The organism is Spirosoma pollinicola (assembly GCF_002831565.1).
Lineage (GTDB): Bacteria > Bacteroidota > Bacteroidia > Cytophagales > Spirosomataceae > Spirosoma > Spirosoma pollinicola.
Genome location: NZ_CP025096.1, coordinates 5580580 through 5597400, shown reverse-complemented (window position 1 = coordinate 5597400; position 16821 = coordinate 5580580). Strand labels below are relative to the sequence as shown.

At 46.5% G+C, this 16821-nt stretch carries 15 protein-coding genes; 8 read left to right on the top strand and 7 right to left on the bottom strand.

Features of this window, described 5'->3' with window-relative positions:
• Positions 1-85 precede the first annotated feature (85 nt).
• Complete coding sequence (locus tag CWM47_RS23595) at positions 86-517, bottom strand: DUF6526 family protein (protein ID WP_100990632.1); 432 nt, start codon at positions 515-517, stop codon at positions 86-88.
• A gap of 200 nt (positions 518-717) precedes the next feature.
• On the opposite strand from CWM47_RS23595, the gene CWM47_RS38265 reads away from it, so the two are divergent.
• From CWM47_RS38265 to CWM47_RS23585, 3 genes are all read left to right on the top strand, one after another.
• A complete protein-coding gene (locus tag CWM47_RS38265) occupies positions 718-879 on the top strand; it encodes a hypothetical protein (RefSeq protein WP_157816052.1) in 162 nt (53 codons plus the stop codon).
• 92 nt (positions 880-971) lie between these two features.
• On the top strand, positions 972-1373 hold the full coding sequence (locus CWM47_RS23590) for a LytR/AlgR family response regulator transcription factor (protein WP_100990631.1): 402 nt from the start codon (positions 972-974) through the stop codon (positions 1371-1373).
• A 136-nt stretch (positions 1374-1509) separates the two neighbouring features.
• Positions 1510-3552, top strand: coding sequence for an alpha-1,4-glucan--maltose-1-phosphate maltosyltransferase (locus CWM47_RS23585; RefSeq protein ID WP_100990630.1), 2043 nt, complete (start codon positions 1510-1512; stop codon positions 3550-3552).
• A 71-nt stretch (positions 3553-3623) separates the two neighbouring features.
• Here CWM47_RS23585 and CWM47_RS23580 read toward each other — a convergent pair whose 3' ends face one another.
• The 5 genes from CWM47_RS23580 to CWM47_RS23560 form a co-directional block, all read right to left on the bottom strand.
• Positions 3624-4487 (bottom strand): transglutaminase family protein, encoded by an 864-nt coding sequence (locus tag CWM47_RS23580; protein WP_100990629.1) that lies wholly within the window; start codon positions 4485-4487, stop codon positions 3624-3626.
• Between the two features lie 30 nt (positions 4488-4517).
• Complete coding sequence (locus CWM47_RS23575; RefSeq protein ID WP_100990628.1) at positions 4518-5423, bottom strand: class I SAM-dependent methyltransferase; 906 nt, start codon at positions 5421-5423, stop codon at positions 4518-4520.
• Positions 5424-5478: 55 nt separating this feature from the next.
• Entirely contained in the window at positions 5479-6624 is a 1146-nt protein-coding gene (locus tag CWM47_RS23570) for a fatty acid desaturase family protein (RefSeq protein ID WP_100990627.1), read from the bottom strand.
• 7 nt (positions 6625-6631) lie between these two features.
• Positions 6632-6964 (bottom strand): winged helix-turn-helix transcriptional regulator, encoded by a 333-nt coding sequence (locus CWM47_RS23565; RefSeq protein ID WP_100990626.1) that lies wholly within the window; start codon positions 6962-6964, stop codon positions 6632-6634.
• Between the two features lie 638 nt (positions 6965-7602).
• Positions 7603-8844 (bottom strand): ABC transporter permease, encoded by a 1242-nt coding sequence (locus tag CWM47_RS23560; protein ID WP_100990625.1) that lies wholly within the window; start codon positions 8842-8844, stop codon positions 7603-7605.
• A 203-nt stretch (positions 8845-9047) separates the two neighbouring features.
• On the opposite strand from CWM47_RS23560, the gene ggt reads away from it, so the two are divergent.
• Together ggt and CWM47_RS23550 are read left to right on the top strand one after the other, a co-directional pair.
• Complete coding sequence (ggt, locus tag CWM47_RS23555; protein WP_100990624.1) at positions 9048-10856, top strand: gamma-glutamyltransferase; 1809 nt, start codon at positions 9048-9050, stop codon at positions 10854-10856.
• A gap of 371 nt (positions 10857-11227) precedes the next feature.
• Entirely contained in the window at positions 11228-11932 is a 705-nt protein-coding gene (locus CWM47_RS23550) for an SGNH/GDSL hydrolase family protein (RefSeq protein ID WP_100990623.1), read from the top strand.
• Here CWM47_RS23550 and CWM47_RS23545 read toward each other — a convergent pair whose 3' ends face one another.
• Entirely contained in the window at positions 11933-13063 is a 1131-nt protein-coding gene (locus CWM47_RS23545; protein ID WP_157816051.1) for an acyltransferase family protein, read from the bottom strand.
• A gap of 827 nt (positions 13064-13890) precedes the next feature.
• Here CWM47_RS23545 and CWM47_RS23540 point away from each other — a divergent pair.
• From CWM47_RS23540 to CWM47_RS23530, 3 genes are all read left to right on the top strand, one after another.
• Entirely contained in the window at positions 13891-15171 is a 1281-nt protein-coding gene (locus tag CWM47_RS23540) for a sensor histidine kinase (RefSeq protein WP_100990621.1), read from the top strand.
• Between the two features lie 90 nt (positions 15172-15261).
• On the top strand, positions 15262-15981 hold the full coding sequence (locus CWM47_RS23535) for a ferritin-like domain-containing protein (protein ID WP_100990620.1): 720 nt from the start codon (positions 15262-15264) through the stop codon (positions 15979-15981).
• 15 nt (positions 15982-15996) lie between these two features.
• Complete coding sequence (locus CWM47_RS23530) at positions 15997-16806, top strand: ferritin-like domain-containing protein (RefSeq protein WP_100990619.1); 810 nt, start codon at positions 15997-15999, stop codon at positions 16804-16806.
• Positions 16807-16821 lie beyond the last annotated feature (15 nt).

Here is a 16821-nt window from a genome sequence, read left to right as displayed (position 1 = left end):
GCACGGAGGCCACAGGGGTCTAACAGGTTACTTTTACTCCGTTAGACCTCTGTGGCCTCCGTGCCTCTGTGGTTGATAATTTCTCTTACACCCGATGATGATCAGCCCGCCAGTTTTTTATTTCCTTCTTGATATCGTTGGGGGATAAATTCTCACCAATTGCTTTGGCTACCAATGGAATAAATTCCTCGTCGGGCGCAAAGCGTAAGGCCGTTATCTGGCCGACCTTCAAACTACCATCAAGTAATTTTCCGGTTAACACAAAGTGCCTTAAATTCTCTTCGGCGCGTATGGCTCTGTCCTGCGCTTTCAGCGGAAACGACCGCGTGAATGCTGCCAGCAGGAACCCACAAATAAATAAGATCAGAATAAGCAACAGGCTAAGCTGGTTGCCATTTCCCCAGTTTAGAAAAACATTGACTACGGCGGTAATGAGACCGATTAAAAGCAATGCACTCAATGCATAGTGGTATCCTTTTACAAATTTGCGGTGGTTAACATAATTCTGACTTTCCATTCATGCTGAATTTACGGTGAATTGATACTCATTCAGACCGCTACCTGCCTGATTTAGGGGTAGATAGCTTTTGCTGACTCAAACTTACCAACTTATTTCCCAAATCTGACAGCCTTCCCTGAGAAACAGCCAGACCTTTGATTCGTCCAGGATGGACAATCAACCTGTCATATCTTCCTCAAAATTAACTGCTTATCGGTATGCAACGTTTATCGGATACAGCCCTCAGTTTCTCACTGGCAATCTTCGTCACTACGCTGAGTTTGGCACTCATCTCCGCTGCCTGGCTTATGGCCTTGTATTTTCTGAATGACCCGGCTCGTCTCTCAATATCGACCTGGCCTTTTGCTCTCTGGAAGTGATTTTCTGTATTTATTTGGTACCCCCTCCACAAGTGGGTGTTGATGGTCGATTGATTAAAAATTAATAAGTCAGTTTACTCAATAAAAAAATCATGAACTCTTCCCTCTATACCAGCCAACCGAATCCCAATAAGCCAGCAGAAACACACAACCTGTATGTTGGCCAAAAAGGCCCTTTTGCTCTTCCTGTAACAGACCTGATGTTTTTACAGGCCACCAGCAATTATAGCTGGTTGTACTGGAAAGATGGGCAGCGGATATTAATGGCACGAACCTTAAAATATTACCAGCCTCATCTGCCCGGCGCGTTATTTATTCGGATGCATCGCAACTGCATTGTTAACATAAACTACATCGAGCGACTGGAACAGATATATCCGGATAAGGGCGGGCTTGCCTATTTGAAATCAGGTGTCGTTCTGCCTGTTTCGCGTCGTAGATGGTACACCGTTCGCCGAATGGTCAGCCGGTCACAGAAAATGTTGGCAGATTAGTTTGGGCCTCATTAGACCATAGATAGGGAAAACAGATCAGCTAAGCGTTCGGTCTAAAGCAGATTAATCGAGTAGAACCAGCTTTTTTTGTAACATTGCTCAACCGTTTACGATTAATAAATCAAACGATTTTGTAATGAGTCTACCCAATTCGCTTTCCGATCAACCCGGTTTCGGCCAGTCCCGCGTCGTTATCGAACGTGTTAGTCCCGAACTTGACGGCGGTCAATTTCCTATAAAAGCTATTCCCGGAGATGTTGTGGCTGTTGAAGCCGACATTTTTGCCGACGGCCACGATTACCTCACCGCTGTTTTGCTCTATAAACATACCGACGATACTGCCTGGACAGAAACTGCGATGGCACCCCTCTGGAATGACCGCTGGGGTGCCTCGTTTATCGCCGAAAAACAGGGTCGTTATCTATATACCTTCGAAGCCTGGATTAATCATCCGGCTTCCTGGCAGCACGAAATTCATTTAAAAGTGGCTGATGGTCAGCGCATCACGAGCGAATTGCTGGCTGGAGCTACCTACCTGGACGGCATGGTTGAACGAGCTGGTGGAGCGAAAGCCGAACCAACGGCAGTGGCTACTAAAGGGAAGGGTAAAAAGAAGGCTGAGCCTATCGAAGAGTCGCATGATGTAAAGGTACTGCGAGAACTGGCGGCTCTTTTTCGTGATGGCGACCGTTACGACGAGGCCGTGTCTGTTGCCGAAAGCGACCAGTTTACGTTTTATGCCAACCGCTATCCCGAACGTAAATATTCCACGCGCTATGTGCATGAGCTGGGTGTCGAGGTTGACAGAGCACGTGCCGGATATAGCACCTGGTATTGCCTCTTCCCGCGCTCTGCTGCGCGGGAAGAGGGCAAGCACGGCACATTTAGAGACGTAGAAGCACTGTTGCCACGTATCTCGAATATGGGGTTCGATGTGCTTTATTTACCGCCCATTCACCCCATCGGCATGGCGCATCGGAAGGGTAAAAACAACTCGGTTATTTGCCAGCCGGGCGAACCAGGGGTTCCCTATGGCATTGGCTCAGAGGCCGGTGGTCATGATGCCATTCACGCCGAACTGGGTACGGTTGATGATTTCAAACACCTGATTGCCATCGCTAAGAATTACGGGATGGAAATCGCTATGGATCTTGCTATTCAGTGCTCACCTGATCACCCCTGGGCCAAAGAACACCCGCAATGGTTTAAAAAGCGACCTGACGGCACCATTCAATACGCCGAAAATCCGCCGAAAAAGTATCAGGACATTTACCCGGTTTACTTCGAAACCGAAGACTGGCAAAACCTCTGGGAAGAACTAAAGCGTGTGTTACTGGTGTGGGGATCGTGGGGTGTTCGGATCATTCGGGTTGACAATCCACATACCAAGCCCTTTGTTTTTTGGGAATGGGTGATTGCCGAAGTTAAAAAAGAGTACCCGGATATGCTCTTCCTGTCCGAAGCGTTTACCAAGCCGAGGGTGATGCAGGAACTGGCCAAACGAGGGTTTGCGCATTCGTATACCTACTATACGTGGCGTCATACAAAGGCGGAGATGGAGGAGTACATGACGGAGCTGACGCAGGGAGAAATGAAGTATTATTTTCGACCGAATTTCTGGCCGACTACCCACGATATTAACCCCTATAGTTTGCAGTCGGGTCATGAGCCGCAGTTTCTGATTCGTTATTTTATGGCCGCTACCCTGTCCAGTAACTACGGAATTTACGGTCCGTCGTTCGAGTTGATGGAGCATGTGCCCTTCCCGAACAAAGAAGAGTACCTGAACTCGGAGAAATACGAAATTCGGCTCTGGGATTGGGATAAAACCAACAAAATGACCTACCTCATTACGCTGGTTAACCGAATTCGGCGCGAGAACGTAGCTTTGCAAACAACCAATAACATCACGTTTTGTACCGTAAGCGACGATGCCATTATGGCCTATCTGAAAATAACGGGAAGCAATCGGTTACTGATCATCGTCAATACCGATGCTTACCAACGGCGGGCAGGAATGGTACAGGTACCTATCTGGCAGCTGGGCATCGAGCACGGTCAGTCCTATAAAGTTTACGACCTGCTTACCGGTGCGTACTATACCTGGCAAGGCGAACAGAATTATGTGGAGTTAGACCCGTATGTACTGCCTATGCACCTGTTTCGTATTGAGGTGTAGTTTTGTAATTGACTGGCGCGAATATTCACCGATCTGGCGCGGGTATTCACCCGTGCCAGCCACTTACTGACTCAATCAAGAACCTCCAGCGTATTCGTATACGAAAGCGTGGTGTTATTCACGTCTGATGTTCCCGTTACGGGGGCGGCTCCATTGGGTTCGGAGGTGCAAGCCAGCGGAATGTGGCCTTCGGTGGCGAGCATGCCTGATGTTGGATCAAGGCCAAGCCAGCCGGCTCCCGGTATGAACACCTCTGCCCACGCATGCAATGCCAATGAGTTTTCTTTTAATTCCGATGGCGTTCTGGGTACCACCTGCGCCAGATAACCGGATACAAAACGAGCGGCCAGTCCAAACTGTCGAAGCGTTTGCACCAGCAACCAACCCGAATCGCGACACGAACCAATAGCCAGATCGAGCGTTTCGTCGGGCGTTTGCACACCGGGTTCCATGCGTGTCGTATAGGCAATATCCTGAAAAATTCGCTGGTTAAGCATGATCAGGAAGTCGATGGTGCCTTGCGATGTTTGGTCGATTGTCTGCAACCACTGTGTCAAACGAGGCCCCTGTTCGTCAACCGCCAGATAGGGCGCCAAGTCTTTTTTTAGTTGAGGCTCGTAGTCGAACGGAAACGATATGGCATATGTATCCAGAAAAAAGTCGAACGGATTCGTTGGCACAAGTAGCGCAACAATGTCGACATCGATCGACATCATTTCCATCGGTTCCCAGAAATCGACCCGCGCTACGAAGTTGCCAAAAGGGTCCTGCTGCCAGTGAACGACATGGTTATCCGGCTTAATTGTCAGCGTATAGGATTCAATCACCGCCCGACTGTGTGCCACCGGCCTAAGCCGAATCAGGTGGGGCGAAAGAGAAACTACCCGATCATAATCATATTGGGTATGGTGATGAATGGCGACGCGGACAGGCATAGTTGATGATGAGTGAGCTTGTTTTCTGACTTATACTTTTTCGAAAACCAATCGGTAGTGCTCCATGGTTTCCCGTTCAAAGCAAACCCGATTCGGGCTTTTTCTGAAAACGGCAATTAAATCCTGAAAGGGCTTATTTGTCAATAATTTGGGTAGCAATGACAGGTAAAGGGCATATTTTTCCAGATTGAAAGCCCGGAACCGTTTCCGCCATTGACCAATTGTTTCGATATAATCAAGTCGTCCGCTGCTTTGCGAAATAAGTTTGAACAGCGGCTGGGCGTTACGAATTACCTGCTCAGGGCCGTAAGGTAGCCATGAACCCGGAAATTGGGCAATCATCAGCGCCAGCATATATGAATCCGAATCTTTGGGCGCATCCAGGCTAATCTCCTCAAACGGAATCATGTTCTTGCCGAACACCATCGTCTGCATGTAAAACCGTCCACCTACCGGCAGTAAGTCATACAGTTTTTTGAAAAAGTCGGCGTATACCTTATCCTGTTCACCTGCCAGATACTGTTCAATGGAACAGAAATGCTCCATTCCACCAATGCAGCTAACAGCGTCGAAGGTACCATAATCGGCGGGGGTAATCGTTCGGCAATCTTTGATGTCTACATTTAGTCCATTGGCCCGGCAGGCTTCAGCCTGACCTCTGGAGAGCGTGACGCCACGGCCAATTGCACCACGTTTTTTAGTCGCGTACGTTAAGTATGGCCCCCAACCACAACCCATATCCAGGATTTTAGAACCGGCTTTCACATTCAGGCTATCGGCAATGAATTTATGCTTCTGCTCCTGAGCCTGCTCAAGCGTAAGTGAAAAATCACCGTTGTACATGGCCCCGCTATAATCGCCGGTCTCCCCCATGCTCAGACGAAAAACTTTGTCAATGGTTGTATACGTAAAATCGAGGTCTTGTTGCGACGCCATAAGCCAAAGAAGGGAGAGGAAGTAAGTTAAGTAACGGAGAAATCTGAACCCGACTTTACATGACCGGTTCAGGTACTTGCTTTGTTAGGGGTACAATAACAGGCTTCTCAACCTGAATTGGTGCGGTTTTTCCCAGTGTTCGCAGAAGGCGAAAGTGAGACATAAGGGCTGAACCAAACGTGCGATTTTCCAGATAAGGCAAGCCAAATTCAAGGGCTGTACTCTTGACAATCTTACTGATTGCCGGATAGTGGATATGGCACACTTTGGGGAACAGGTGGTGCTCGATCTGGCGATTTAGTCCACCGCATAAAAAGGCTGCCAGTGCAGAGTCGGGCGCGAAATTGGCCGTGGTTTGCATTTGGTGAACTGCCCATGCTGCCTGTATGTCGCCCCGCTCGTCAGGCATTGGGAAATCGGTGCCCTCTACGGCATGAGCCAACTGAAAAACAAGCCCCAGTACCAACCCTTCTGCCACGTGCATCAGCACAAAACCAATGGCTAGCTGCCACCAGGTGAGGCCAAGCACAACATAAGGAATAACCAGAAAGAAAACATAATAGAGTGCTTTGGATACAAATAATTTGACGTACTCTGCACGGGGGTGCGATGAGTTATCATGATGCCCAATCTCGCTCTTGAAAAATTTCACAAAGTCTTTACGAAATACCCACGACAGTGAAGCCAGCGCATACAGCGGAAAAGTATACCATTGCTGATACTTATGCCAGGGGCGAAGATCTTCGGCGGGGTCCAGTCGAACCAGACCCGGAGCCAGTTCAATATCTTCGTCATGACCGGGAATATTGGTGTAGGTATGGTGAACGATGTTATGTGTCACCTTCCAGATGTATGGATTCGCTCCGAGCAGATAAAAGCTGTTACCGGTAAGTCTATTGACCCAGCTACGAGCCGAAAAAGAGCCATGCAGGCCATCGTGCGATACGTTAAAGCCGATAAAGGCAGCAAACATACCCAGTACTATAGCCATAGCAAGCATGGCCCATAACCCAAATTGATTGGATAAAATTAGTCCGTAAAGCGTCGCGTAGCCGATTAAGAAGAAACTCGTTTTGCGCCACATAGCTCCGTTGGCATGGGTGGAAATACCCTGAGTTTTAAAATAAGCGTCGACTCGTTTTCTAACTGTAGGGAAAAATTGTGATCGGTTCTTGTCTTTGAATTTAACTTGTGTTGACATCAAGGTATTAGTTAAAAATCTGGCCAAGCTGCTGTATCTGCCTCAAAATGGGCAGCGCTAGTCGACCTCGTTCGGTGAGTGTGTATTCAACCCTGGGGGGGATTTCGGCGAAGGCTTCTCGTTTCATAACGCCAAGACCAACGAGGGCTTTAAGTTCGCTGGCTAATACTTTTTCACTGACGCCGGGCAGTCGCTCGCTGAGTTGGCTATATCGGAGCGTTTGCTCGCCTAAAATCAGTATGATGTATAATCGCCATTTTCCGGAGACGACTACTAAAGCAGCATTGATTAAAAGCAGGTCAGGTTCGAAAGATAGCTCGTTTCGGGTACTATTCGTCATTATATAAATGTTAACCGAACCGAATCAGTAGTGTAGCCCTGGCCGAGGCAGTGATGTGATGAATTCAGATTACCTGAACACGCAACAATCGGGCTGGTACAGGCAGATAGCCGTTAAGTAGAACGAAAGTACCATCAAGCCATTGCGTCAAAGATAATGAACTCAGATAAAGCTTAAAAATTCTCAATAAAATTATGAATTAAAAATCGTGAGCTATGTTCGGCCTAAAGTTTTGGTCTATTTGAGGACAGTAGGCAGATTGTCGGGTAAATTACATTAAAACCCGATTAAATGGGTAAGAAATTGAGATGAAAGTCAGCCCTTATTTAAGATGCGATAAATAGGCTACTATTAAAGAGGATAAAGAGAGAGATATGTAATTTCACTTTCTCACAGGTAACTTAATTACACAGAAGTAAGTTCCTTACAAATTATAGATAGAGGAATAAAATTAGCTGATTATTGACGAATGTAACACAACTAGTTGTCTGGTATAGGCATACATTATATATAAGCTGTAAATCAAAAACAGGCTTAACACAGAGTCACCAAGTCTACAAAAAAGATAACTCTCTGTGGGCTTGGTGACTCTGTGTTAAGCCTGTTTTTATTAGTTTGGGCTTTCGCTGGGCACTGACTTATTTAGCCCGGATAGCAATAACCGGATCGAGACGGGCGGCTGAAAAGGCTGGAATAATACCCGATAATACACCAATGACGCTCGAAACACCCAGGCCAAGTATAATATTACCTGCCGTTAAGGTAAGTTCAAGACTGCCCAAGCTCATGAAGGACAGCAGATAAACCAGAAAGATACCGGCAAGGCCACCCACCAGACTAAGTAAAATAGCCTCAAACAGAAACTGGAAAAGAATTACATAATTTTTGGCTCCCAGCGATTTCTGAATACCGATGATATTCGTTCGCTCCTTTACGCTAACGAACATAATATTGGCAATACCAAAACCGCCGATTAAAATAGAGAAGCCGCCAATAACCCAGCCCGCCACCGTAAGTACCGAAAATACACCACTAATGGCCTGAGCAGCTGCTTCGGGTCGATTGATGGCAAAGTTATCATCCTGAACGGGCCGTAATCCGCGCCGGGTTCGCATAAGCCCGCGAATTTCGCTTTCGAGTTCGAGCAGGCCCTCGTCAGAATCGTAGCCTTTGATGGCAATGTCGATACTCGGGTTTATTGAATGGAACATCTTGGCAAATGACCCGTAAGGAATCAGGCACTTAATGTCAGGATTACCGCCCACGTTAAGGATGCTTTCCCCTTTTCGGGTCTGAACACCAATAACTGTGAAATTCATACCGCTGATCTTGAATCGCTTACCAACGGGGTCCTGGGCTGGAAACAGATTATCGGCCACGTCGGAGCCAATGATGGCTACGTTGCGCGATACATCGATTTCCTGTTGAGTAAAGTAACGCCCCGTTTCGATGGGTACGTCCGAAATCTTGTTATAGTCGATTGTTGTGCCCTGAATGAGGGCGGCCATGCTGTTATTTCCGTTCTTGATAGTCACACGCCCTTTAAAATCCATAGCCACCATAGCTTTTGCATTCTCAAGTTTGTCATTCAGAAATCGGTATTCTTTATAGGTGGGTTCAGGTCGTTGGAAATACTTCCACCACTGGTACTCACCCCCAAACGACCAGGGCCATTTCTGGACATAAACTACCTTGTCGCCAATGAATGACAAGCTGTCTTTAATATTTCGCTCCAGCGAATCTACCAGCGTGAACACGGCAATAATGGCAAAAATACCAATGGTTACGCCCAGCAGCGAAAGCATAGTACGCAGCAGATTCGAGCGCAGTGCCTGCCACGCGAACCGAAAACTTTCAAATGTCTGACGAATGAACTTCACCTATGTTAACGAGCGAAAGAGTGAACGAGCGAAAGAGCGTTATCGTAATACGACTCAATCCACTGAAAGTACGACATAGGGTCTTTATCGCCAAACCATTTCGGACAAGTATCACGTTCAGGCGGATAAGTGGCTGATCGGGGTATTGGCTGGATAACTATTTTCGTAAATTGCCGAATTACAACCGCAATAAGAATCTCTCTATGAACAAACGTGTTGCTCCTTATTCGCTCCTGCTCCTTTTTGCTGTAGCAGTCGCTTCCTGTAAAACCCAATCGCCTACCGTGTCGACTGCCGATACCAGGGTAAAGGAAAGCCAGGGCGTTTATCAATACCGCGACGAAGACCCAACGGTTAAGCCGTTCTTCTCCGATCGAGTTGGCGTTACTGGTCGAAATGGTATGGTGGCATCAGCCCACCCGGAGGCTTCACAGGTTGGACTCGATATTCTGAAAGCAGGGGGTAATGCGGTCGATGCGGCTGTGGCCGTGCAGTTTGCGCTGGCCGTTGTCTATCCGGGAGCGGGTAATATTGGCGGGGGGGGGTTTATGGTGTACCGCGAGAGTGCAGGTAAATCATATTCACTCGATTACCGCGAAAAAGCACCTGGTCAGGCTACCCAGAACATGTACCTCGACTCAGCAGGCAATGTTCGTCAGGGCCTGAGTATTAGTGGGCATCTGGCCAGTGGCGTACCGGGTTCGGTAGATGGCATGGTCGAAGCGCATAAACGATTCGGAAAACTGAGCTGGGCACAGGTAGTACAGCCCGCCATTGATCTGGCCGAGAAAGGGTTTGCCATGACGGAGCGCGATGCAACGGGACTGAACCGCATCAAGACCGACCTGAATACCATTAACCCTAACAAGACATACTTTTTAAAAACTGCCGTCCCAACCGATACAACAACCTGGCACAAGGGCGATTTGCTAATACAACGTGATCTGGCTAAAACCCTGCAACGTATTCAGGCACGGGGGCGGGCGGGCTTTTACGAAGGCGAAACGGCTCGTTTGCTGGCCGAAGAAATGGTGCGGGGTAAGGGCCTGATTACGGAGGAAGATCTGAAAAACTACCATTCTGTCTGGCGCGATCCTATTCAGGCGACCTACAAAAACTATAATGTGATTACTATGCCGCCCACCTCGAGCGGTGGTGTTGCCCTGGTGCAAATGATGCGATTTACAGAGCCATACCCGCTGCGTCGCTGGGGCTGGAATCGTGACAGCACCGTGCAGGTTATGATCGAAGCCGAACGCCGGGTCTATGCCGACCGCGCCAAGTTCCTGGGTGATCCTGACTTTGTTAAAGTTCCTGCCACGCAACTCATGAGCCCCGACTACCTGCGCACCCGCTGGACTGATTTCTCCTGGGCCAAAGCAACCGACAGCCGGTCCGTACGAGGAGGGACTATTCCGGGTTACGAAAGTCTGGAAACAACCCATTTCTCCGTAGTAGATAAGGCCGGAAATGCGGTGAGTATTACCACAACACTCAATGGGGGGTATGGCAGCCGTGTCGTGGTTGGTGGAGCTGGGTTTTTTATGAACAACGAAATGGACGACTTCAGCGTGAAGCCGGGTGCGCCCAATATGTATGGCTTGATTGGCAATCAAGCCAATGCCATTGCGCCAAACAAACGGATGCTTTCGTCTATGACGCCCACCATTCTGGAAAAAGACGGCAAACTGTTTATGGTGGTGGGTACACCGGGCGGGTCAACAATTATGACATCGGTATATCAGACGGTCCTGAACGTAATTGAACACGGCATGACCATGCAGCAATCGGTTAACGCCCTTAAATTTCACCACCAGTGGCTACCTGATAAAACGATTTTTGAGAACGGCGCTTTCTCTGATGCAACGATAGATGCGTTGAAGAGTCGGGGGTATATTCTGGAAAAACTTTCGAATACCCTGGGTCGCATGGATTGTGTACTCATTCGGCCTGATGGTTCCTATGAAGGAGCCTCTGACCCGAGGGCCGATAATACGGCGCGAGGCTATTGATAGACATTTGTCTCATCCGTTTGTGGTTGATTGGACGAGCTTATAAACTTCTTTTAGGGGCGTTCTATCCGTACATGACCTTAACCAGGATCGTTTGCGGATATAGCGCCTTAACCATTTCAATCAGTGAGTTTCGGACAAAGCCAAAACATATTAATTACTACATTGATTCTAGTATTTATTTTTAATGATTTACTTTTTGAGAATTGTATACTAGCGCGACTGCGTCTGGCCAATGTTAACTATATATTAATTTATTATTTACTGAGCGGTTGCCGAATTGAGTATATTTAACTACGTATAATTACGGTCAATCTGTATTTTTGTATCTGCTAAAATTAGGCCTTTAATAGCCATTGATAATTAACTTGATGAAGAATATCTATTGTTTGATTGCGTTTGCTTTATTATTCACTAGCTGCAACAAATTAGCAGAACCTCAACCAACAAACTCAGATAGTGAAGCTCCGGCCAGGAGTAACGTTCCATTGATTGTTATTCTGGGATCGTCGACTGCGTCGGGATTTGGTGCTTCCACTTACAATTCTTCCTGGGCAGGTCAACTTAAGGCATATTATACCAAAAAAATGCCGGTAATCAATCTGGCAAAGCCAGGGTACACAACTTACCATATTCTGCCTACTAACGCAACTCAAGTAGCCAACCGTCCGGCTGTAGATACAACTCGTAACATTACAGCTGCGCTGGAAAAGAATCCAACCATTTTAATTATTAGCATGACCACAAATGATGTAAGTGGCGGCTACCGTGTGGATGAACTCATGAGTAACCTAAAAACTGTTCGGGACTTAGCTATGGCAAAAGGCGTCAAGCAAATCTACATCACGACTTCTCACCCTCGTAAAATTAGTTCAGCAGCAACAGCTAAATATATGGAACAGCGAGACCGTATTATTAATACTTACGGAAAGTATGCCATCAATTTTTTTAATCCTGTCGCCGATTCTACTAATCTATTTAGATCGGAGTTACTATCGTCTGATGGTATTCATCCAAATGATGATGGGCACAAAATTCTCTTCGATCAAGTTCGGACTGCACTCGAGCAACTTTAATTAGTTGCCGAATAGCCACTTAAATCGGGTTTTGTTAATCAGTTTAACAAATAATAGCGTAGAACTATAAATAACAAAAAATCTAATTAATGTCACGGCAGCTAATTGCAAGCCGGAAAGATTAACAGAATAGGTCAGAATATTTAATGAGATAAAGATTGCGTTAGCTATCTGTACAAAGTATAAGTGATACAGATATATGCCGAATGATTCGGTTCGGGGGTTGATCCAGGTTAACCGATTTGAGAAATCATTTCGTAAGAGGAGCACAAACACCAGGACAGAAAATAGCTGATTCGAGAGTCGTAATGAATTAAAGGGGCTAATAGTGTCTGGTGACCATAAATAACGGCTTTCAGATATGGCTAAACCTAGGGAGAGGAGAACAGCACCTATTAGCCAGCGATTCGGTAGTCGTTGCAGATAATCTAGTACATCCTGTCGGCGTGATAACCAAACACCCAGCCATAAGTAAAAAAGATAAGGTGCTATAACCAGATTGTGTCGCTGTTCGACCCAGCCGAAATAAATATTTATGCCGTAAAATACGGCAATAGCTCCCGTGATCCAGCCGAAGATTGGCTTATATGAGTGGCGCCAAAATACCAGAAACAAACCCAGCACAATTAGAAAATTAAATACAAACCAGTAGGCTGAGTTGAACAGGATTACCGATATTTTTAATTTCAAAAATTCTGGCGTTAACATCGATATATCATATCTACCAATTAACAGACCAAACACACCTAGGTGTTTTGACATAAATAACCCCAATGCGATAATAAAGGGGATGCCGACCACTTGAAGCCTACGTTTATAATATGTCCAGGGTGAACTCTGAAGCAATAGATGCTTGCCTAACAAGTAACCAGAAATAATAAAGAAACAAAGAGTACCAAATTTCATTGGTTGTACTATCCAGGGCATCGCTAATGCCTGACTGACGTTTGTCACGTAATGACCATTGGCGTTTGTGCTGTGTGAGGTGTCACCTGGTACTTGAAGATCCATGCAATGCTCATAAACGATAGAGACCATTGCAACAAATCGTATCCAATTGACAAAAGAATAATTAGGTTTGAATCTGCCGGTGGCTTGTGGTTGGATTGGTGGTAGGGTATCTGTCTTCAAAAGATTCTACGTTGAGTTGAAAATAACTTACAAAAAGAGGAAATTCCTTTCCGAATCAGATAATAAACAATTATTGAACTCTGTTGTTTTATTGCAATTTTAATATCGATTCAGAAAAAAATTACATTAAAATTACATTGGTAAAAATCTGATTATTTTTTTTAACGTTTTTTAAGATTCTGTAGTATCAAAATGAGTACTGAATCAAGGAAAGAAGTTGTGTTATTCCGTTGATTTAGTATCTATTTTGATACAGTTTTATGTTTGTCGCGAACGATGCTTTGATCAACTTTTTTATGAATTTGAGCCATTTAATAATTAATAATTTCCGAAATGTTTATTTGTTGTTTTAATGCTACTATACAAAATAATTTGATAAATATACTTATTCTATCCAGCAGTGATTCGAGGACTAATCACTCTCAACTATTAAGCAAGTAGTGTCCATTTAATTTGTCGATGTAAAATATAAAAAAAAGTATTCCAATAGAAGTAGTTTAATTGCTTACATGTTCGGCTAGATGGCTCTTGTAGAGGCTCCTCCAAGCCATAGTAATTGACACAATACGAGACTATTGAGTATGCTGATCAAGATTGTCAAACAGGCTTCCTGCTCATAGACTAACCTGTTCTGTATATTAGTCAATGGGCAGGAGGCCTATTTGACAATAGCGTATGGCTATCGATAATAACCTTTGCCGACCCAAGCGGTTTATCTGGTAAGAGGACCATCCAGGCTGTTGGCATGTTAATCGCGTCATAGCAATTTCGCACATTTGTAGCGAGCTATATCATTGGATGGGTGTCGTCTTTAAACCGTATTACTTATGGATGCTCCCCACGTAACTACTCCGATGACTGAACTGGTTGCTTATTTATTTGCAAGACGGGAAGCAATTCTGCACAACTGGCGTATGACATGTGAACAGGACCCCGCACTGGCCAAAGTTTCTATCCTGAGTCGCGAAGAGTTTAACGACCTGTTGCCGATCATTCTGGATATTCTGGAACAGCGCCTGTTAAATCAACAACCGGAGGCTGATCTGAGGGTAACAGCCATATCACATGGCTTGCACCGCTGGCAGAAGTCACTCGCTTTGCCCGAAACGATACGGGAGTTGAACTACCTGACACAAATACTGATGGGGGAGCTTCAGAGCTATCTTGAGTTATTTCCGCAGCTGGATACCAAAGCACTTCTGCAGGTGCAGCAGCAGATCGTTCAGGTTATGAGTGAAACAACCTACGGCAGTGTAGAAAAATACGATGAACTACAACGGCTGGAGGCTGCTAATCGGGTGGCTGCGTTGCAGCAGGCCGTCGATCAAATGGATGAACTGTCTCGTCAGCGGGGTGATATATTACGGACATCTTCGCACGATTTGCGGGGCAGCTTCGGTATTATCAACAGTGCCGCTTATCTGCTCAAGGCAGAAGGGCTTAGCGACAAAGAACGTGAACAGTATCTTGACATGCTAAATCGAAACCTGACGAGCGTGCAGTCAATGCTGGATAGTCTGATAGAATTGGCACGACTGGAGGCTGGTGAGGAAATTGTCCGAATGGAGTCACTTGATGCCAGTGCGTTGCTAAATGAAATTGTTGCCAGTGCTCAGCAAATAGCAGCTCAGCAGAACCTTACCCTTCAGGCAACTGGCCCCGATGCGCTGCTCGTTGAAACCGATAGAGTTAAGCTTCAGCGGATTGTACAAAATCTAATGCTCAACGCACTGACGTATACAGAAAGTGGCTTTATATCGGTGTCCTGGTCACAGCAGGGCGATATGCGTTGGGTTGTGAGTATTCAGGATTCAGGCCCAGGTTTGCCTAACGCGCTAAGCAAGCTTTTAGCCAAGCAGCTTAAACCTATTCTGGATGCTAACGCGTCAACAGGAATGGATCAGACAGAACCCCCCATTCCTGTTCCTCAAAACACACAGGAGGTACCACCAGGTCCGGTCTTAATAAAACAGGCGGGGCAGTCTGGTCAGAGGGAGGGCGTTGGTTTGCAGATCGTCAAGCGGCTGTGTGACCTATTGAGTGCTGAACTGGAAATTGAGAGCCAGCCTGGCCGGGGTACACTCTTCCGCATTCGGTTTCCTACTTGAGAGGTCCATACTCTCACTAAATAGAACTACTTTTTCGGTAAATAGTCTTACCTGAGTTAAGTTTTTGTAGCTCTATTTTTTATTTACTCAATGGAAAACGTTAACAAATTTACGCAGGTAACCTCCTCTGTGGCGCATGCTCAACGGCGGTCATTTTTGCGAACGGTTGGAGCCGCAGCCGTTACCGGTGGTCTACTCACCGCTTGTTCTACCGCCGATATGCAGGTCAGCCCAAATGGTGGCCGGGCCGCTGGCGATGTGATTACGCTTCCCGGTGGGGATTTGGGCATTCTGAACTATGCTTTTGTGCTGGAGCAGATCGAGTCTCGATTTTATGAGTTAGTGCTTGCCAATCCCTACGAAAACATGACTGCGATGGAGATGCAGCTGTTTCAGGATCTGCGCAACCATGAGGTGACGCACCGGGCTTTCTACCGGGCAGCTTTGGGCAGCGCTGGCATCCCGGATTTAACACTTGATTTTAGCGACATCAACTTCCGCCAGCGTACCAATGTAATGGAAGCTGCACGCATGTTTGCCGAAATTGGTACAGCGGCTTATAATGGCGGAGGGAAGTATTTAACCGATCCCGAGAACCTGGCGGTAGCCGGTAAAATAGTATCGGTCGAAGCGCGACACGTCTCGATCATTCGCGAAATGGAGTATATGAACCAGACTGCGTTTTCGGGCGATAACATCGTGATAGAGGGCTTGTTTATCAAGCTTGAGCCAATGGAAGTGCTGCCCAAAGCGCAAAAATACGTCCGTGAAACAATTGATGCCCATAACCTGCCGACAGCTGTCGCCTAACCCTTTTCAACGATTATGAATCTCCAATCTATTTTTACTGAACTCGAAAAGGTTGACAGCGAATTCTTTGATCGGCTCGATCACGTGTCACGGCGAGGTTTGTTTAGTACGTTGTCCCGCAAAACGGTAGCCGTAGCGGCCCCCGCTATTATGGCATCGGCCTTGACGAAAGCTTATGGTCAAAGCAGCGACTTACCCCAAAATGTTGTCGATGTATTGAACTTCGCCTTGCTGCTGGAACACCTCGAATCCGATTTCTATGAAATTGGTACCAACGTACCCGGTCTGATTCCTGATCAGGACAAACCAGCATTTGAATACATCCGGCGCCATGAGGAGCTGCATGTCAAACTGCTGAAGATGGTATTGGGATCAAAGGCTATTCAAAAACCAGCGTTTGATTTCTCCGCTAAAGGTGCTTTTCCTGATACGTTTACTAATTTTCAAACATTTGCCGCAGTTTCGCAGGCGTTTGAAGACACAGGCGTTCGCGCTTACAAAGGTCAGGCTCCTAACCTGATGAACGCCAAACCAATTTTGGAAACGGCCTTGCGTATCCATGCTACAGAAGCAACCCATGCTGCCCGAGTTCGCTACCTGCGTGGTCAGAAAGGCTGGATACCCCTGGCGAGTCCATCGGGATTACCCCAGGTTGCTGCCGGTGTATATGCGGGTGACGACAATGTTATACAAAAAGGCATCAATCTGGCCGACCTTCTGGCAGGGCAGGTGCCTTTGGAAGGGATCACTGAAGCGTTCGATGAGCCACTAACGAAGGAGCAGGTGACGGCCATCGTTATGCCGTTTATCGAAACACCGAACTAACTAAGAATGCATTGG